We start from the raw sequence: 17,712 nt of genomic DNA on the forward strand, positions 1-17,712 counted from the left end.
TTGTCTTAGCCCATCGCAGAATTTGCCATTGCAGGATGCAGATATGACCCTGACCGAATTGAAATACATAGTGGCCGTGGCGCGCGAGCGCCACTTCGGGCGCGCGGCGGAAGCCTGTTTCGTCAGCCAGCCCACGCTGTCGGTGGCCATCCGCAAGCTCGAGGACGAATTGGGCGTAGTGCTGTTCGAGCGCGGCGGCACCGAAGTCGGGGTGACGCCGATAGGGCTGAAGGTGGTGGCGCAGGCGCAGCGCGTGCTGGAAGAGGGCGCGAACCTGCGCGAGATCGCGCGCGAGGGCCACGATCCCCTGGCCGGACCGCTGCGCGTTGGCGTCATTCATACCGTCGGGCCGTACCTGCTGCCCAGGCTGGTGCCCACGCAGATCGCCGCCACGCCGCAGATGCCGCTGCTGCTGCAGGAAAATTTCACCATCCGCCTGCTCGAACTGCTGCGCCAGGGCGAGATCGATTGCGCCATTGTCGCGCTGCCCTTGCCCGAGTCGGGCCTGATGATGCGTCCTTTGTACGACGAGCCCTTCGTGGTGGCCGTGCCCAAGAACCACCCCTGGACCAAGCTCAAGGAAATCGACGCCAAGGATCTCAAGCAGGAAACCATGCTGCTGCTGGGCACCGGCCACTGCTTCCGCGACCAGGTGCTCGAGGTCTGCCCGGAGCTATCGCGCTATTCGGCCGCCAGCGACGGCATCCAGCGCACCTTCGAGGGCTCGTCGCTGGAAACCATACGCCACATGGTTGCCGCCGGCATAGGCGTGACGGTGCTGCCCAGCAGCTCGCTTTCCATGCCCGGACTGAACAACGACCTGCTGAGCTACATCCCTTTCAAGAAGCCTGTGCCGGACCGGCGCGTGGTGCTGGTCTGGCGCAAGAGCTTTCCGCGCCCCGCGGCCATCGAGGCCCTGGTGTCGGCGGTATATGCGTGCGAACTGCCCGGCGTGAGCTACTTGCAGGAAGAAAAAGCGGGCGAGCTGGCCGAGGCTTGAGGCGGCTGCGGGGCCCAGGCCGTTCGTGTATGCTTTGAAGCGTCACGACAAGGAGGGCTTCCCATGAATATCCGCTATATCCCCGCAGCCGCCGCATTCGGCCTGGCCATAGGCATGCTGGTGTCGGCCAGCGCCCGCGCCGCAGACACCATACGCATCGCCGTTGCCGGCCCCTTCACCGGCCCGGTCACGCAATACGGCGAGATGGTCAAGCAGGGTGTGGACACGGCCATAGAACAGATCAACGCCCAGGGCGGCGTGCTGGGCAAGAAGCTGGTCGCCGTCACCATGGACGACGCCTGCGAGCCCAAGCAAGGGCCGGTCGTTGCCAACCGCGTGGTCAACGACAAGATCCATTACGTGGTGGGCCACGTGTGTTCGGGCGCCACCATCGCCGCCACCGACATCTACAACGACGAAGGCGTGGTCATGATCTCGCCTTCGGCCACTTCGCCGGCGGTCACCGACGGCAAGAACTACGACTTCATCTTCCGCACCATAGGCCGCGACGACCAGCAGGGCCCCGCGGCGGCCGACTTCATTGCCAAGCAGATCAAGCCCAAGCGCGTCGCGATCCTGCACGACAAGCAGTCCTACGGCCAGGGCATCGCCACCGCCGTCAAGAAAGAGCTCGAAAAGGACGGCGTCAAGGTCGTGATGTTCGAAGGCATCAACGCCGGCGACAGCGATTATTCGGCAGTCATCACCAAGCTGAAATCGGTGGACGCCGACTTCGTGTACTACGGCGGCTACCACCCCGAAATGGGCCTGCTGCTGCGCCAGGGCGCCGAGCAGGGCCTGAAGGCGCGCTTCATGGGCCCCGAGGGTGTGGGTAATGCAGACATCAATGCCATCGCCGGCCCCGCCGTCGAAGGCATGCTGCTGACGCTGCCGGCCGACTATTCCAAGAACCCGGCCAACGCTGCGGTGGTCAAGGCTTTCAAGGACAAGAAGCGCGACCCCAGCGGCGCGTTCCAGCTTACGGCCTATTCGGCGCTGCTGGCCATCGCCGACGGCATCAAGGGCGTAGGGGCCGACGATCCGACCAAGGTTGCCGCCTACCTGCACAGCCACGCGATCGACACGCCGCTGGGCAAGATCTCCTGGAACAAGCAGGGCGACCTGACGAACTTCAAGTTCGAGGTCTTTACCTGGCACAAGGACGGCACCAAGACCGCCTACGCATACAAGTAATGCGGCCCAGCCGGGGAATGCGGCCTGGCCGGGGCTGAACCTGCCTCGCCACGCCGCAAATCTCTGCGGCTTGCGGCGTGCCTGGAAAATCCAGGCGGCAAAATCTGAGCGGCAATTAGCCTGCCAGACAGCCAAGCCCCTGCGGATCGCAGGGGCTGTTTTTTCTACAGGCCGTGTGCTTGCGCCTTGCGGCTGCCGCGCGGCCTTCAGTCTCCGATGCGCCTGCCGGTCTCGGGGTCGAACCAGTGCAGCGCGCGGCCCGAGACGCTGCCCACCTCGATCTTGTCGCCTACCCGCACCGGCTGGTCGGCAGTCAGGCCCACGGGGCAGCGCAGCACGATCTGGGCGTCGCCGTGGCGGCCGTGTATTAGTTGCTCGGAACCCAGGATTTCGACCATTTCGATCTCGACCGGGATGCCGTGCGTGTGCAACTGCATGTCTTCGGGCCGCAGGCCCATGATGGCCTTCTTGCCGGCCAGCGCCGCGGGCACGGCCTCGGGCTTGATGCTGAGCGCGCTGCCGGCATCGCCGACGACGCGGCGGTCGGCGTCGATCTGCACCGGCAGCAGGTTCATGGGCGGCGAGCCTATGAAGCTCGCGACGAAAGTCGAGGCGGGCTTCTCGAATACCTCTATGGGCGTGCCGATCTGTTCAGGGATGCCCTTGTTCATGACCACCATGCGGTGGGCCAGCGTCATGGCCTCGACCTGGTCGTGCGTGACGTACAGGCTGGTGGTGCCCAGCCTGCGGTGCAGCTTCTGGATTTCGAGCCGCATCTGCACGCGCAGCTTGGCATCCAGATTGGACAAGGGTTCGTCGAACAGGAACACCTTGGGCTCGCGCACGATGGCGCGGCCCATGGCCACGCGCTGGCGCTGGCCGCCGGAGAGCTGGCGAGGGCGGCGTTCCAGCAGGTTTTCGAGCTCGAGTATCTGCGCCGCGTTGTCCACGCGCTGGCGGATCTGTTCCTTGCTGAACTTGCGTATCTTGAGCCCATAGGCCATGTTGTCGAACACCGACATGTGCGGATACAGGGCATAGTTCTGGAACACCATGGCGATATCGCGCTCGGCCGGTTCCAGCTCGTTGACGACCTTGTCGTCGATGGCGATCTCGCCGCTGGTGATGCTTTCGAGCCCGGCCACCATGCGCATCAGGGTGGACTTGCCGCAGCCCGATGGGCCGACGATGACGATGAATTCGCCATTGGAGACATCCAGGGTCACGCCATGGATCACGGCGACGTTGCCGGGATAGGTCTTGGTGACGTTGCGAAAGCTCAGTGTTGCCATGTATGGGTTTCCTATTGAGCGCGCCGGCTTGCGGCCCGTGGCCTTATCTTATTGCGGGCCTGCAATCGGGACGAGAACTGGGCGTGCAGCCGCTGGCAGTACGAATAGTACGGCAAGGCGAAGCAGCGCTGTCATCTTCTTGATTGCAGGTTCGCATCATTTTTCGGAATCGACCAGGCCCTTGACGAACCATTTTTGCATGAGAATGACCACCGCCGCCGGCGGCAGCATGGCCAGGATGGCGGTGGCCATCACCAGGTTCCAGGATGTGACGCTGTCACCGCCCGCGATCATGCTGCGGATGCCGATGACGATGGGGTACATGCGTTCCTGGGTAGTGATGATCAGCGGCCAGAGGTACTGGTTCCAGCCGTAGATGAACTGGATCACGAACAGCGCGGCGATGCTGGTGCGCGACAGCGGGAACAGGATGTCCTTGAAGAAGCGCATCGGGCCCGCACCGTCGATGCGCGCGGCCTCGACCAGCTCGTCGGGCACGGTAAGAAAGAACTGCCGGAACAGGAACGTGGCGGTGGCCGAGGCGATCAGCGGCAGCGTCAGCCCCGCGTAGCTATTGAGCATGCCCAGGTCGGCCACCACCTTGTAGGTCGGGGCGATGCGCACTTCTACCGGCAGCATCAGGGTGACGAAGATCATCCAGAAAAAGAACATGCGCAGGCGGAAGCGGAAATACACCACCGCGAAGGCCGACAGCATGGAGATGGCAATCTTGCCGATGGCGATGACCAGCGCCATGACCGTGCTGACCCACATCATGCGGCCCACCGGCGGCGTGCTGTGGTCGGCGCCCAGCAGCACCGTCGTGTAATTGTGCAGGAACTGGTTGCCCGGCAGCAGCGACATGGGCGCCTGCGCCACCTGCTGCATGGTCTGGGTCGAGGCGATGAAAGTGATGTACAGCGGGAAGGCGATCACCACCACGCCGACGATCAGGATGGCGTGCGCGAGGAAATCGAGGAAGGGGCGGCGTTGGATCATGGCTAGTCGTCAGTGGCGTTCCGTATGTGGCGTGCTCAGTAGTTGACCTTGCGGTCGATGTAGCGGAACTGAACCACGGTCAGTGCGATGACGATCAGCATCAGTATCACCGACTGCGATGCCGAGGAGCCGATGTCCAGGCCCTTGAAGCCGGCGTTATAGACCTTGTACACCAGGATCGCGGTCGAGGTGCCGGGGCCGCCCTGGGTCATGATGTCGATGATCGCGAAGGTATCGAAGAACGCATAGATGACATTGACCACCAGCAGGAAGAAAGTGGTGGGCGAGAGCAGCGGGAAGACGATGGTCCAGAAGCGCCGCGAGGGGCTGGCGCCGTCTATGGCCGCGGCCTCGATGAGCGAGCGCGGTATGGATTGCAGGCCGGCCAGGAAGAACAGGAAGTTATAGGAAATCTGTTTCCACACCGAAGCCAGCACCACCAGGGCCATGGCGTCGTAGCCATCCAGGCGCGGATTCCAGGCAAAGCCCAGCCGCGCGAGATACACCGCTATCACGCCCACCGACGGCGAGAACATGAACGTCCAGAGCACGCCGGCCACCGCCGTGGCCACGGCATAGGGCCAGATCAGCAGGGTCTTGTATACCGCGGCGGCCTTGACGACGCGATCGGCCATGGCCGCCAGCAGCAGCGAGATGCTCAGGCCCAGCACCGCTACCAGTATCGAGAAGACGGCCGTGACCTCGAAGGAATTGATGTAATCGGAATTGGTGAACAGGTCGGCGAAGTTGCTCAGGCCCACGAATTGCGAGGATAGGCCGAACGGGTCTTCGATGTGGAACGACTGCCACATGGCCTGCCCGGCGGGCAGGAAAAAGAACACGACGGTAATGGCAAGCTGCGGCGCAAGCAGCAGGTAGGGCAGGACTTTATGAGTGAAGACTACGCGTTTTTCCATGTTCCTGGCCTGTAGGCACTAAGGGTGCCGAATTTCTGCCGATAGCCTTGGCCCAGGGCCTGTTGACGCTAAAAGAGGCGCCTGGGCGGCGATGCGTATGCCATTTTGACAGGCTTCGGTAAAAAAACCGCGAGGAATGTCCCTGTGTCCAGGGGGCCTCGCGGTTGTCGGCATGCGCTCGTGGCGACCTTGTTATTTCACGCTTTTCTGGAAACGCTCCAGCAGTTCGTTGCCACGCTTGACCATGATGTCCAGGCCTGCCTTGGCATCGACCTTGCCGGCGAAGATCTGTTCCATTTCGCCGTCTTCGATGTCGCGGATCTGCGGCAGGTAGCCCAGGCGCACGCCGCGCGAGTTCGCGGTGGTGTTGGCATTGAGTTCCTGCACGGCGATCTCGGTGCCCGGGTTCTTTTCGTAGTAGCCCGACTTCTTGGTGAGGTCGTAGCCGGCCTTGGTGATGGGCACATAGCCGGTGCCCTGGTGCCAGGCCGCGGCTTGCTCGGGGCTGGCCAGGAACTTGAAGAACTTGGTGATGCCCTTGTAGACCTCGGGCTTCTTGTTGGCGAAGACCCACAGCGATGCGCCGCCGATGATGGTGTTCTGCGGCGCGCCCTTGACGTCGGGGTAATAGGGCAGGGTGGAGGTGCCGAGCTCGAACTTGCCATTCTTGAGGATGCTGGCACGGGTGCCACTGGACCCGGTGAACATGCCGCACTTGCCCGAGATGAACAGCGCATTGGCGGTGTCGCCGCGCCCGCCGTAGGTGAAGCTGCCGTCCTTGGCCATGGCGGCCAGGAACTTCATGTGGCGCACGAAGATCGGCTTGTCGATCTGCAGGCGCGCGCCCAGGCCGCCGAAGCCGTTGTCTTCGGAAGCGTAGGGCACATTGTGCCAGGCCGCGAAGTTCTCGAGCTGGATCCAGGACGGCCAATTGGTGGTGTAGCCGCATTCCATGCCCGCGGCGCGCAGCTTCTTGCCGGCCGCGGCCACTTCTTCCCAGGTCTTGGGCGGTTTGTTGGGGTCGAGGCCGGCCTTCTTGAAGGCGTCCTTGTTGTAGTAGAACACCGGCGTGGAGCTGTTGAACGGCATGGACACCAGCTTGCCCGACGAGGACGAATAGTAGCTGGCCACGGCCCCGAGGAACAGCTTGGGATCGATCGGGTCGCCGGCCTTTTCGGACATTTCCTGCACGGGAACGATGGCGCCCTTGGCGTACATCATGGTGGCGGTGCCGACCTCGAAGACCTGCAGGATGTCGGGGGCATTGCCGCCGCGGAAGGCAGCGATGCCCGCGTTCATGGTTTCGGGGTACGAGCCCTTGTACACCGCATGCACGACGTAGTCGGACTGGCTCTTGTTGAATTGGTCGACAATGGAATTGACGCGCTCGCCCAGGGGGCCTTGCATGGCGTGCCAAAAGGTGATCTGCGTCGCCGCGTGGGCCGTACCCAGCGTGGCAAGTACGCCGGCCAGGGATAAGGCTAGGTGTTTCGCTCTCATGAGCTTGTTCTCCTTGAAAAAACCTGTCATGCAATGGTGTGCACGGCCGGATTCGTGAGCAGTCTATGACGCGTTTGTGACGATGACGTGAATGTAGCCACACCGGACTTATCGGTCAATGCATATAAGTACCATGCATATGGGCCGAGCATGGGAAGATGGGGAAAGAAAACGGAAGGGCCGCGCGGCGGGCGGATCCGCAGCCGGGCCGGCCGACGCCAGCATCGCCCCGGGATGGGCGGGCCGGCGGAAAATCGTACAATACGGCTGCTATGAATCCCGAACTCAAACTTTCCTTCATAGGCGGCGGCAATATGGCCACCGCCCTGGCTGCCGGCCTGATCGGCAAGCGTTGTGCAGCGCAAGATGTGCACGTCATCGATCCGACCGAGGCCGTGCTCGAGCAATGGCGCGAGAAGGGCGCCACGGCCGCGCCCGCGCCCGGCGAGCAACTGGCCGCCTGCCGGGTCTGGGTCTTCGCCGTCAAGCCCCAGCACCTGAAGACCGCCGCCCAGGCCTGCAGGCCGTTTTTGCGGCCCGATACCTTGGTGATAAGCATTGCCGCGGGCATCCCCAGCGGCACGCTGGCGCGCTGGCTGGGCGAGCCGGGCCGGCCCTGGCAGCGCCTGGTGCGCTGCATGCCCAACACGCCGGCACTCGTCGGCGCCGGAATCACCGGCCTGATGGCATTGCCCGGCGTGTCCGAAGACGATCGCGCCGTGGCCCAGCAGATGCTGCGTGCGGTGGGCGAGACTGTCTGGGTCGACGACGACGCGGCGCTGGACGCGGTTACCGCACTGTCGGGCAGCGGGCCGGCCTATGTATTCCTGTTCCTGGAAGCCCTGTTGCAGGGCGGCAAGGATCTCGGCCTGAACGGCGAGCAGGCGCGCAAGCTGGCGCTGGCCACGCTGTCGGGCGCCACGCAACTGGCGGCGCTGTCGCCCGAATCGCCCGCCACCCTGCGCGAGAGGGTCACTTCCAAGGGAGGCACCACGGCCGCCGCACTGGCCGTGTTCCAGCAGCGCGATTTCGCCGGCATCGTGCGCCAGGCCATGGTCGCGGCCCGCGATCGCGCCGCCGAACTGGCCCGGGAGCTCGACGCATGAAAACGGCCCTCGCATCCTCGCCCGCAACGCGGCGGCGAGTCTATGTGCCCATGACCCCGGCACAGTTCCTGCTGGCCGTGCTGGCCATGGGCGTGGTGGTGGTCGGCTCCAACATCCTGGTGCAATACCCCATCAGCCGCTGGCTCACCTGGGGCGGCCTGTCGTATCCGGTGGCGTTCCTGGTCACCGACGTGCTGAACCGGCGCTTCGGGGCTCCGGCCGCTAGGCGCGTGGCGGTGGCGGGCTTCGTGGCCGCCCTGATCGTCTCCGTATGGGTTGCCACGCCGCGCATCGCCGCGGCCTCGGGGCTGGCCTATTTGTGCGCGCAACTGGCCGACATCCATGTATTCGACCGGCTGCGCGACCAGCGCTGGTGGCGCGCTCCCCTCATCGGCGGGGTGGCCGGCGCCATACTCGACACCTGCGTATTCTTCAGCGTGGCCTTTGCCGGCACGGGCGTGCACTGGGTCGCCCTGGCGCTGGGCGACCTGGCCGTCAAGCTGGCGGTCAACGTCACCATGCTGGCTCCTTTCCGGGCCATGATGTGGAACCTGGCGCGGCCCGCCACGGCCGCTCCGGTCGCGGCGCAGCAGAATATTTAGGGGCTATTCCGTAGTGACTGGCCTCGCCCGGCTCTGCAAAATGGCGGCGCCCTGAACGGGCACCGGGCTTGCGGCTGCCAGGCTTGTAGGCATCGGGTTTGCAGGTAGCGAGTTTGCAAGCGCCGTATGGGCGCATGCCCGTTCTTGCCGCCCGGCCGCAAATCGCGGGCGTCCTGCAAGGCAGGCCGGCGAGGAGGCTTGCAGGCGTAAAAAAGGGGGGCCTTGCGGCATGTCAGATTTCATTCCCGAGCTAACTCAGCAATTGCTCAATGGCCTGTCGCTGGGCGCCATCTATGCGCTGATCGCCATCGGCTACACCATGGTCTACGGCATCATCGGCATGATCAACTTCGCCCACGGCGACATCTACATGATCGGCGCCTATGTCGGGCTGGTGACCCTGTCGGCGGTGGGGGTGCACAGCGGCCTGCCGCTGCCCTTGCTGGTGCTGGCCATGCTGGTGGTGGCGGCCGGCGTCACCGCGGTCTACGGCTACGCGATCGAGAAAGTGGCCTACGCGCCGCTGCGCAAGAGCCCGCGGCTGGTGGCGCTGATCTCCGCCATAGGCATGTCGATCTTCCTCGAGAACTGGGTGGCGATCGGGCAGGGCGCCCGCGACATGGCGGTGCCGGCGCTCATCAGCGGGTCGGTGCAGTTCAACATGAGCCCGGACTTCCGCGTCTCGGTGCCCTACGCGCGCATCATGATCATTGCCGTGACAGTGCTGCTGATGATCGCCCTGACCTTGTTCATCAAGTATTCCCGCACCGGCCGCGCCTCGCGCGCCTGCTCGCAGGACATGCACATGGCCAACCTGCTGGGCATAGACACCAACCGCATCATTTCCTTCACCTTCGTCATCGGCGCGATGCTGGCCGCGGTAGGCGGTGTGCTGATCGCCCTGGCCATCGGCAAGCTCAACCCCTTCATCGGCTTCCTGGCCGGCATCAAGGCCTTTACCGCCGCCGTGCTGGGCGGCATAGGCAGCGTGCCGGGTGCGATGCTGGGCGGGGTGCTGCTCGGCCTGGCCGAGACGCTGTCTGCGGCCTATATCTCTTCCCAGTACAAGGACATCGTGGCTTTCGCGCTGCTGGTGCTGATCCTGCTGTTCCGGCCCACCGGGCTGCTGGGCAAGCCCGAGGTGGAGAAGGTATGAAGGGCCGCAATGTCACGCATGCCTTGATCGCCGCCGTCATGGCCGGCGTCATCATCGCCCCGATATTCGGGCTGCAAATCGTGCGCCGCGGCATGCAGACGCAATTGCAGCCCGACTGGATCATGATCGTGGCCGGCATGACCATCGTCTTCGTATTCCAGCTTCTGCGGCCGCTGGCGGCGAAACTGCCGGGCGTACGCGGCCGCGCCCGCCTGCGCATGCCCGTGCTGGGGGATCGCGGCCGCCGCCGGATGCTGTGCGCCCTGGTGGTCTTCGCGGCCATCTGGCCTTTTTTCACCGGCAGGGCGCAGGTCGACCTGGCCACGCTGGTGCTGATCTACGTGCTGCTGGGGCTGGGCCTGAACATCGTGGTGGGCTTTGCCGGCTTGCTGGACCTGGGCTTTGTCGGTTTCTACGCGGTGGGCGCCTATACCTATGGGCTGTTGTATCACTGGGCGGGCTGGGGCTTCTGGGAAGCCCTGCCGCTGTCGGGCCTGTTCGCGGCGCTGTTCGGCTTTGCCCTGGGCTTTCCGGTGCTGCGCCTGCGCGGCGATTATCTGGCGATCGTCACCCTGGGCTTCGGCGAGATCATCCGCCTGCTGCTCATCAACCTGTATCCCCTGACCGGCGGCCCCGACGGCATCTCCAGCATACCCAAGCCGACTCTCTTCGGCTATGCCATGGTGCGACGCGCCCCGCGCGGCGAGACGACCTTCCACCAGTTGATGGGCTGGAATTTCAATCCCAACGACGTGGTCATCTATCTCTACCTGACCGCGCTGCTGCTGGCGCTGCTGGCCCTGTTCGTGTCCTCGCGCGTGATCCGCATGCCCATAGGCCGGGCCTGGGAAGCCTTGCGCGAAGACGAGATCGCCTGCCGTTCCCTGGGCTTGAACCCCACGCGCATCAAGCTGTCGGCCTTCACCATGGGGGCCATGTTCGCCGGGCTGGGCGGCGCCTTCTTCGCGGCGCGCCAGGGGCTGGTCAATCCGGAATCCTTCACCTTCATCGAATCGGCCCTGATCCTGTCCATCGTGGTGCTGGGCGGCATGGGCTCGCAGGTTGGCGTCATTCTTGCTGCCATCATCCTGACGGTCGTGCCTGAATTGGCGCGCGAATTCGCGCAATATCGCATGCTGATCTTCGGCCTGGTGATGGTGCTGATGATGATGTGGCGCCCGCAGGGCTTGCTGCCGGTCAAGCGCCCGCAGGTGGAGTTGCCGGCATGACGGGCGCAGCGCTGCTGAAAGTGTCGGGCCTGAGCATGCGCTTCGGCGGCCTGCTGGCCGTGGACGGCGTCGAATTCGAAGTAGGCGGCGACGAGGTCTTCGCCATCATAGGGCCCAACGGCGCGGGCAAGACCACAGTGTTCAACTGCGTGGGCGGTTTCTACAAGCCCAGCGGCGGTTCGATATTCCTGGAAGGACGCCGCATCAACGGGCTGGCCAGCCACAAGGTGGCGCAGCAAGGCCTGGTGCGCACCTTCCAGAATGTGCGCCTGTTCAAGCAGCTCACCGTGCTCGAGAACCTGCTGGTGGCGCAGCACATGCGCTTGCAGACCGGTTTTCTGCAAGGCCTGTTCAAAGTGCCTTCTTATCGCCGCTCCGAACGCGGCGCTCTGGAAAACGCCGTGCAGTGGCTGAACTTCATGGGCATACGCGAATACGCCAACCGCGAAGCCGGCAATCTCGCCTACGGGCACCAGCGCCGCCTGGAAATCGCGCGCTGCATGATCACCCGGCCGCGCCTGCTGATGCTGGACGAGCCCGCCGCGGGCCTGAACCCCCAGGAAAAGCACGACCTGCAGCGGCTCATCGATCGCCTGCGCAAGGAATTCAACGTGGCGGTGTTGTTGATCGAGCACGACATGAGCCTGGTCATGGGGGTGTCCGACCGCATCCTGGTCATGGAGCACGGCAGGCCCATCATGACGGGCCTGCCCGCCGAAGTGCGGGCCGACCCGCGGGTCATCAAGGCCTATCTGGGGGAAGAATAAGTGCTCAAGCTGGAAAACGTGCACACCTATTACGGAGCTATCCAGGCCCTGGACGGCGTGTCGATCGATGTCAACAAAGGCGAGATCGTCACGCTGATCGGCTCCAACGGCGCGGGCAAGACCACGCTGCTGATGACGGTTTGCGGCTCGCCTCGCGCGCGCAGCGGGCGCATCAGCTTCGAAGGGCAGGACATCACCGGCGACGACACGCACGCCATCATGCGGCGCGGCATCGCCATTTCACCCGAAGGGCGCCGGGTATTCCCGGACTTGAGCGTCACCGAAAACCTGCAGATGGGCGGCTTTTTCCTGGACAAGGCCGGCGTGGCCGAAGGTATCGATCATGTATATACCTTGTTCCCGCGCCTGAAGGAACGCGCCCGCCAGCGGGCGGGCACCATGTCCGGCGGCGAGCAGCAGATGCTGGCGATCGGGCGGGCGCTGATGACCCGCCCCAAGCTGCTGCTGCTGGACGAACCCACCTTGGGGCTGGCGCCGCTGATCATTGCCCATATCTTCGAGATCATCCAGGCCATACGGCAGCAGGGCGTGACCGTGTTCCTGGTCGAGCAGAATGCGCACAAGGCCCTGCAGATCGCCGACCGCGGCTACGTGCTGGAAACCGGCAGGGTGATCCTGGCCGATACCGGAGCCAGGCTGCTGAGCAACGACGAGGTGCGGCGCGCCTATCTGGGCGCTTGAGACGGGCGCGATGCGCGCCCGGGTCCGCGATTACTCCAGGCCCTGTTTCTTGAGGGCTGCCTGTACGCCGGCATCGGCATGCAAGCGGTCGTAGTGGGCCTGCAGATTGGCCAGGCCGCCGATGTCGAGCTTCTTGGCCTTGGCCCAGCGGGTAATGGTGTACAGGTAGGGGTCGGCGATCGAGCGCAGGCCGGTCAGCCAGTCCCGGCCCGCCAGTTGCTTGTCGACGACGCTGAACAGGAACACCACGCGCGCGGAAGCCTTCTCGGCCAGTTCTTTCTGTCCGGCATCGCTGTCGGCATAGGCCGCGGGGCCGAAGACCAGGCTGAAAGTGCGGTGCAGGTCGGAATTGCAGAAGCCCAGCCAGCGATGCGTCTCGGCGCGCTGGCGCGGGGTGTCCCCGACCAGGCCGGCCTTGGGATGCAGGTCAGCCACGTATTCCAGCGTCGCCGCGCTTTGCGTCAGGACGAAGTCGCCGTCCACCAGCACGGGCACCGAGCCCAGGGGGTTCAAGGCCAGGTAGGCAGGCTCCTTGATTTCGCTGCGGCTGACGGCTTGCAGCTCATAGGGGGTGGCGGTCCATTCCAGCACGATCTGGGTGGCCAGCGGGCAGGCGCCGGGCAGGTAATACAGTTTCATATACGCATTGCGCGGAATACCCCGGGCCTGTGCGCCGGGGCGGGATAGCGCGCCACGAGCAGATGCGTGGCCCTGTTCCGCGTCCTCCTTCATGTCGGAATGCTATCTTGCTGTTGCCGGGAAATTGCGGGAATCCGGATGGCCGCAGCGTCCGCGCCGGTCTGGCGCAAGCCTCGTGATCCGGGGCGCTGCGACTGTCGACTATCTTATCAGCGGCGTCAAGACTCGCCTTCGCCGGCATCGGAGCGCAGGTGCAAGTCGAGGAATTTCTCCATGCGGTCGTAGAACTCGAACTTGTTCTCGTCGTTATGGAAGCCGTGCCCTTCGTTGTCCTTTACGATGTATTCCACTTCGACGCCGCGTGCGCGCAGCGCTGTCACCATCTGGTCGCTTTCGTCCTTGTTCACGCGCGGGTCGTGCGCACCCTGGGCGATCAGCAAGGGCGTGCGGATGCGCCCCGCGTTCAGCGCGGGCGACGTGGCCTCCAGCCGTTCGCGGTCGCGTTCCGGATCGCCCACCATGCTGTGCATTTTCTCGAGCATGGGCTTCCAGTACGGCGGAATGGTGTTGAGGAAAGTCAGCAGGTTCGACACCCCCACATAGTCCACCGCCGCGGCGTACAGGTCCGGCGTGCACGTGATGCCCGCCAAGGTGGCGTAGCCGCCGTAGCTGCCGCCGTAGATGGCGATGCGCGAGGGGTCGGCGATGCCTTGGCCGATCAGCCACTGCACGCCATCGGTAATGTCGTCCTGCATGGCCAGGCCCCATTGGCCGAAGCTGGCTTCCCAGAAGCGGCGGCCGTAGCCGGTGGAGCCGCGGAAATTCATTTGCAGCACGCAATAGCCGCGGTTGGCCAGGAACTGCGCTTCCGGATTGAAACCCCAGCCGTCGCGCGCCCAGGGGCCGCCGTGCGGATTGACCACGCAAGGCAGCGCCTGCGCCGGGCGCCCCGGCGGCAGGGTCAGGTAGCCGTGGATCCACAAGCCGTCGCGGCTGCGGTAGCGTATCGGGCGCACCTGCGCCATGTCCTGTTCGCGCAGCCGCGGGTTGATGTCGCCCAGCTTGCTCACTTCGCCGGTGTTCGCATCGTAGATATGGCGGCTGCCCGGCGTCCTGTCGCTATAGGCTGCGACGATGAACTTGGTCTCGTCGCGCGTGGCGTCCTGGAATGCGATCTCGTAGCCGGGCAATAGCGCGCGCACCTGCTCGTAGCGCTTCCGGCTGAGCTCGTCGAAAAAATGGTATTGCGGCTTGTCGGTCTGGTAGACGGCCGCCGTCAGCACCTTGCGCAGCCGCGAATAAGAGGCGCCGTCGAGGTCGACGCTGTCGGCGCCGTACACCAGGTGTTCCTCGTCGGGCGCTTGCGGGTCGATGCGCACCAGCGCCAGCAGATCGCGCCCGCGATTGCTCAGCGCATACAGCGACTTGTCGTCGAAGTCGAAGAACACGGGGCTGACCGAAGTGCGGAAATCGGTGTCGACAATGGCCCTGAAGGCGTCGCCTTCATCTTCGCGATACAGCACGGTGGTGCGCAGCCCGTCGCTGGCTATCGCCACGCGCACCCGGCCCGCATGGTCGGTCTGCCAGCCGACGATATTGCCCGGGTTCTCGGCCACTTGCTGCAGCTCGCCGCTGCGGATGTCGGCGCGATAGACGTCGAACACTTCCGGGTTGCGGCCGTTGTGGCCGATGAGTATATGCTGCGGGTCGTCCGGCAGGTCGTCCTCGACCCCGGCCCGCACCCCCTCGAAAGGGGTAAGGTCGGTGACGGCGCCGCTGGCGACGTCCACGGCGAGCACGTGGAAGTTCTCGTCGCCATTGAAATCCTTGGCGTACAGAATAGTGTGCGAGCCTTTCCAGAAGAACTGGCCTATGTCGCGCAGTGTCTCGGACGTCAGGCGCCGCGGTTCGCCCACGAGGCGGCTGCCCTGTAGCGCCTGTACGAATATGTTCATGCGCGCCGGCTGCCCGTCTATGGATACCGGCTCCATGAATGCCAGCGTGGCGCCGTCTTCCGACAGGCGGTAAAAGCCCCGATCGGGGTTGCGGAAAAAGTCTTCTATGGGGTAGCGGGGCGGCAGGCCCGGCGCGGCGGCCGCGGATTCCGGCACCGCGGACGAACGGAACAGCGGCTTGAATAATCGGTTCGGGAACATAGGGTATCCGTAGGTGATCGGCGATGCGTGGGCGCGCTTTTCGCCGCGAGAGGCGTGCGCCGCTGGTATCGCGCGGCGCCCCGCATTTTGCTAACTATAATACTCAATCACTCTATAGGCCGGGGCGCTGCGCCGCGGTTTGCACTTGGCGCGCACCGCGCCGGTATGCCTTCCGGGAACCCCATGATAGCTCGCCCCTTGCGTGTCGTTTTTCTGGACCGCGACACGATTTCGCCGCAAACGGTATTGCGTACTTTGTCCTTTCCGCACCAGCTGACGGTGTACGACCGCACGCGCAAGGACGAAGTGGCGGCGCGCATCGCCGCGGCCGACATTGTCATCAGCAACAAGGCGCCGCTGCCGGGCGAGGCGCTGGACCAGGCGCCGGACTTGAAGATGATCGCAGTGGCGGCCACCGGTACCGATATGGTCGACCTGCAAGCCTGCGCGCGGCGCGGCATCGTGGTGTCCAATATACGCGGCTATGCCGTGCATACCGTGCCGGAACACACTTTCGCGCTGATTTTCGCCCTGCGGCGCAGCATCGTCGCCTATCGCGAGTCGGTCAAGGCGGGGCGCTGGCAGCAGGCCGCCCAGTTCTGCTATTTCGACTATCCCATCCGCGACCTGGCCGGCTCCACGCTGGGGCTGATAGGCTCCGGCGTGCTCGGGCAGGCCGTGGCGGACATTGGCCGCGCCCTGGGCATGCGGGTGCTGTTCGCCGGCCGCAAGGGGCAGGCGCAGCCCGCGGCGCCTTACACGCCGTTCGAGCAAGTGCTGGAACAAAGCGATGTCATCAGCCTGCATTGCCCGCTGAACGAGCAGACGCGCGGCATGATAGGCGAGGCGGAATTCGCGCGCATGCAGCGCCGGCCGCTGCTGGTGAATACCGCGCGCGGCGGCCTGGTGGACGAGGCGGCGCTGGAGCGGGCGCTGCGCGGCGGCCGCCTGGCGGGCGCCGGCTTCGATGTGGCCACCCCCGAGCCTCCCGCCGCCGACAGCATCCTGATGCGCTTGCTGGAACTGCCCAATTTTATTCTTACCCCGCACGTGGCGTGGGCCAGCGACGAAGCCGTGCAGGTGCTGGCCGACCAGCTCATAGGCAATATCGAGGCATACTGCCGCGGCGAGCCGCGCAATGTGGTCGCGGCCGTTGCGGCTTGACGTTTTGCGCGGCCATGGCTGGTCAGCGATTCGCGTGGATCCTTCGATTCCTTCGTAGCCCGACACCCTCGATACCTTCCTTCTTTTCTTTATAAGCAGCGAACATGCGCATCGTCATAGCCCCCGATTCATACAAGGAAAGCCTGAGCGCGGCCGAAGTCGCGCGCGCCATAGAAGCCGGCGTGCTCGACGCGCTGCCGCAGGCGCAGACCGTCTGCGTGCCCATGGCCGACGGCGGCGAGGGTTCGCTGGCCGCGGTGGCCGCGGCGACCGGCGCCGAACTGCGCAAGGCCGCAGTACGCGACGCCAATGGCCGCGACCGGGAGGCCGAATGGGCCTTGCTGCCCGACGGCTCGGCCTTCATCGAAATCGCCGCCGCCGCGGGGCTCGAGCAGATCGAGCCGGACCAGCGCAATGCCTTGCGCGCCACCAGCTACGGCGTCGGGCAGCTCGTCCTGCAGGCGCTCGATGCCGGCGCGCGGCGCATCACTATAGGCCTGGGAGGCAGCGCCTGCAACGACGGCGGCGCGGGCATGCTGCAGGCGCTGGGCTTGCGCTTGCTGGATGCGGCGGGACAGGACCTGGGGCCGGGCGGATCCGCCTTGCGAGGCCTGCATGTGCTGGCGCGCGAGGGCATGGACCCGCGCTTGGCGCATACCGAATTCGAAGTGGCCATGGACGTCAACAACCCCTTGTGCGGCCCGCAGGGCGCATCGGCGGTGTTCGGCCCGCAGAAGGGCGCCGATGCGCAACAGGTCGAGGAACTGGACGCCGCGCTGGCGCATTTCGCCGACGTGTGCGCGGCAGCCATGGGCAGGGACGAACGGAACACCCCGGGCGCCGGTGCGGCGGGTGGGCTGGGCTATGCGATCAGGCAGTTCCTGGATGCGAGCTTCCGGCCCGGCGCCGAGCTGGTGGCCGAACTGGCCGGCCTGCCCGCCGCCTTGCAAGGCGCCGACCTGGTTTTCACCGGAGAAGGGCGCATGGATGCCCAGACCCCGCATGGCAAGACGCCCGTAGGGGTGGCGCGCTATGCGCAGCGCCTGGGCATACCTGTGTTCGCTCTGGCCGGATCCCTCGGCCCGGGCTACGAGGCCGTGTACGCTGCCGGCATCACTGCCGCCTTCAGCCTGGCCCCGGGGCCGGTGACGCTGGAGCAGGCCTGCCGCGAAGCCCCGCACTACCTGCGCCAGCGCGCCGGCGACATCGTCCGCGCCTGGCGGGCGAGCGCCGCATCGTGATTTCCCTCGATATGCGGGCCCCGAGCGTAGCCCGGGGCGGTCTGCTGC

The 17,712-nt window shown here is 65.2% G+C and carries 16 protein-coding genes; 10 read left to right on the top strand and 6 right to left on the bottom strand.

The genetic code is table 11. The features are described from left to right. Window positions 1-43 precede the first annotated feature (43 nt). Both KVP10_RS01105 and KVP10_RS01110 read left to right on the top strand, forming a co-directional pair. Window positions 44-1,000: a LysR substrate-binding domain-containing protein gene (locus KVP10_RS01105; protein WP_217962618.1), complete on the top strand. Its 957-nt coding sequence runs from the start codon at window positions 44-46 to the stop codon at window positions 998-1,000. A gap of 63 nt (window positions 1,001-1,063) precedes the next feature. Next, on the top strand, window positions 1,064-2,194 hold the full coding sequence (locus KVP10_RS01110; protein WP_217962619.1) for a branched-chain amino acid ABC transporter substrate-binding protein: 1,131 nt from the start codon (window positions 1,064-1,066) through the stop codon (window positions 2,192-2,194). Between the two features lie 206 nt (window positions 2,195-2,400). On the opposite strand, the gene KVP10_RS01115 is transcribed toward KVP10_RS01110, so the two are convergent. From KVP10_RS01115 to ugpB, 4 genes are all read right to left on the bottom strand, one after another. Beyond that, window positions 2,401-3,486, bottom strand: a complete 1,086-nt coding sequence (locus KVP10_RS01115) for a sn-glycerol-3-phosphate import ATP-binding protein UgpC (protein ID WP_217962620.1) — start codon at window positions 3,484-3,486, stop codon at window positions 2,401-2,403. 156 nt (window positions 3,487-3,642) lie between these two features. Further along, a complete protein-coding gene (gene ugpE / locus KVP10_RS01120; RefSeq protein WP_217962621.1) occupies window positions 3,643-4,485 on the bottom strand; it encodes a sn-glycerol-3-phosphate ABC transporter permease UgpE in 843 nt (280 codons plus the stop codon). A 35-nt stretch (window positions 4,486-4,520) separates the two neighbouring features. Then, a complete protein-coding gene (gene ugpA / locus KVP10_RS01125; protein WP_217962622.1) occupies window positions 4,521-5,402 on the bottom strand; it encodes a sn-glycerol-3-phosphate ABC transporter permease UgpA in 882 nt (293 codons plus the stop codon). Between the two features lie 192 nt (window positions 5,403-5,594). Next, a complete protein-coding gene (ugpB, locus tag KVP10_RS01130) occupies window positions 5,595-6,902 on the bottom strand; it encodes a sn-glycerol-3-phosphate ABC transporter substrate-binding protein UgpB (protein ID WP_217962623.1) in 1,308 nt (435 codons plus the stop codon). Between the two features lie 272 nt (window positions 6,903-7,174). On the opposite strand from ugpB, the gene proC reads away from it, so the two are divergent. The 6 genes from proC (at window position 7,175) to KVP10_RS01160 (ending at window position 12,464) form a co-directional block, all read left to right on the top strand. Further along, complete coding sequence (gene proC / locus KVP10_RS01135; protein ID WP_217962624.1) at window positions 7,175-8,008, top strand: pyrroline-5-carboxylate reductase; 834 nt, start codon at window positions 7,175-7,177, stop codon at window positions 8,006-8,008. Beyond that, on the top strand, window positions 8,005-8,610 hold the full coding sequence (locus KVP10_RS01140) for a VUT family protein (RefSeq protein ID WP_217962625.1): 606 nt from the start codon (window positions 8,005-8,007) through the stop codon (window positions 8,608-8,610). The genes proC and KVP10_RS01140 overlap by 4 nt, the downstream gene beginning before the upstream one ends. 229 nt (window positions 8,611-8,839) lie before the next feature. Beyond that, complete coding sequence (gene livH / locus KVP10_RS01145; protein WP_217962626.1) at window positions 8,840-9,766, top strand: high-affinity branched-chain amino acid ABC transporter permease LivH; 927 nt, start codon at window positions 8,840-8,842, stop codon at window positions 9,764-9,766. After that, window positions 9,763-10,995 (top strand): high-affinity branched-chain amino acid ABC transporter permease LivM, encoded by a 1,233-nt coding sequence (locus KVP10_RS01150; protein ID WP_217962627.1) that lies wholly within the window; start codon window positions 9,763-9,765, stop codon window positions 10,993-10,995. The genes livH and KVP10_RS01150 overlap by 4 nt, the downstream gene beginning before the upstream one ends. Further along, complete coding sequence (gene livG / locus KVP10_RS01155) at window positions 10,992-11,762, top strand: high-affinity branched-chain amino acid ABC transporter ATP-binding protein LivG (protein ID WP_217962628.1); 771 nt, start codon at window positions 10,992-10,994, stop codon at window positions 11,760-11,762. Before KVP10_RS01150 ends, livG begins: the two co-directional genes overlap by 4 nt. Continuing rightward, window positions 11,763-12,464: an ABC transporter ATP-binding protein gene (locus KVP10_RS01160; RefSeq protein WP_217962629.1), complete on the top strand. Its 702-nt coding sequence runs from the start codon at window positions 11,763-11,765 to the stop codon at window positions 12,462-12,464. Window positions 12,465-12,494: 30 nt separating this feature from the next. On the opposite strand, the gene KVP10_RS01165 is transcribed toward KVP10_RS01160, so the two are convergent. Beyond that, entirely contained in the window at window positions 12,495-13,103 is a 609-nt protein-coding gene (locus KVP10_RS01165; protein WP_217962630.1) for a glutathione S-transferase family protein, read from the bottom strand. A gap of 218 nt (window positions 13,104-13,321) precedes the next feature. After that, window positions 13,322-15,259, bottom strand: coding sequence for a S9 family peptidase (locus KVP10_RS01170; protein ID WP_217962631.1), 1,938 nt, complete (start codon window positions 15,257-15,259; stop codon window positions 13,322-13,324). Window positions 15,260-15,442: 183 nt separating this feature from the next. On the opposite strand from KVP10_RS01170, the gene KVP10_RS01175 reads away from it, so the two are divergent. Then, window positions 15,443-16,423 carry a D-2-hydroxyacid dehydrogenase gene (locus tag KVP10_RS01175; protein ID WP_217962632.1) on the top strand — a complete coding sequence of 327 codons (981 nt, stop codon included), beginning with the start codon at window positions 15,443-15,445 and terminating at the stop codon, window positions 16,421-16,423. Window positions 16,424-16,527: 104 nt separating this feature from the next. After that, on the top strand, window positions 16,528-17,664 hold the full coding sequence (locus KVP10_RS01180; RefSeq protein WP_217962633.1) for a glycerate kinase: 1,137 nt from the start codon (window positions 16,528-16,530) through the stop codon (window positions 17,662-17,664). The last annotated feature ends 48 nt before the right edge of the window (window positions 17,665-17,712 follow it).

This window comes from Candidimonas humi (genome assembly GCF_019166065.1).
In the GTDB taxonomy this organism is placed as follows: domain Bacteria; phylum Pseudomonadota; class Gammaproteobacteria; order Burkholderiales; family Burkholderiaceae_B; genus Candidimonas; species Candidimonas humi.

What these genes read in the sequence shown, in the direction of transcription:
- KVP10_RS01105 (WP_217962618.1), top strand. Translation starts at nt 44, where the DNA reads ATGACCCTGACCGAATTGAAATACATAGTGGCCGTGGCGCGCGAGCGC.
- KVP10_RS01110 (WP_217962619.1), top strand. Translation starts at nt 1,064, where the DNA reads ATGAATATCCGCTATATCCCCGCAGCCGCCGCATTCGGCCTGGCCATA.
- KVP10_RS01115 (WP_217962620.1), bottom strand. Translation starts at nt 3,486, where the DNA reads ATGGCAACACTGAGCTTTCGCAACGTCACCAAGACCTATCCCGGCAAC.
- ugpE (WP_217962621.1), bottom strand. Translation starts at nt 4,485, where the DNA reads ATGATCCAACGCCGCCCCTTCCTCGATTTCCTCGCGCACGCCATCCTG.
- ugpA (WP_217962622.1), bottom strand. Translation starts at nt 5,402, where the DNA reads ATGGAAAAACGCGTAGTCTTCACTCATAAAGTCCTGCCCTACCTGCTG.
- ugpB (WP_217962623.1), bottom strand. Translation starts at nt 6,902, where the DNA reads ATGAGAGCGAAACACCTAGCCTTATCCCTGGCCGGCGTACTTGCCACG.
- proC (WP_217962624.1), top strand. Translation starts at nt 7,175, where the DNA reads ATGAATCCCGAACTCAAACTTTCCTTCATAGGCGGCGGCAATATGGCC.
- KVP10_RS01140 (WP_217962625.1), top strand. Translation starts at nt 8,005, where the DNA reads ATGAAAACGGCCCTCGCATCCTCGCCCGCAACGCGGCGGCGAGTCTAT.
- livH (WP_217962626.1), top strand. Translation starts at nt 8,840, where the DNA reads ATGTCAGATTTCATTCCCGAGCTAACTCAGCAATTGCTCAATGGCCTG.
- KVP10_RS01150 (WP_217962627.1), top strand. Translation starts at nt 9,763, where the DNA reads ATGAAGGGCCGCAATGTCACGCATGCCTTGATCGCCGCCGTCATGGCC.
- livG (WP_217962628.1), top strand. Translation starts at nt 10,992, where the DNA reads ATGACGGGCGCAGCGCTGCTGAAAGTGTCGGGCCTGAGCATGCGCTTC.
- KVP10_RS01165 (WP_217962630.1), bottom strand. Translation starts at nt 13,103, where the DNA reads ATGAAACTGTATTACCTGCCCGGCGCCTGCCCGCTGGCCACCCAGATC.
- KVP10_RS01170 (WP_217962631.1), bottom strand. Translation starts at nt 15,259, where the DNA reads ATGTTCCCGAACCGATTATTCAAGCCGCTGTTCCGTTCGTCCGCGGTG.
- KVP10_RS01175 (WP_217962632.1), top strand. Translation starts at nt 15,443, where the DNA reads ATGATAGCTCGCCCCTTGCGTGTCGTTTTTCTGGACCGCGACACGATT.
- KVP10_RS01180 (WP_217962633.1), top strand. Translation starts at nt 16,528, where the DNA reads ATGCGCATCGTCATAGCCCCCGATTCATACAAGGAAAGCCTGAGCGCG.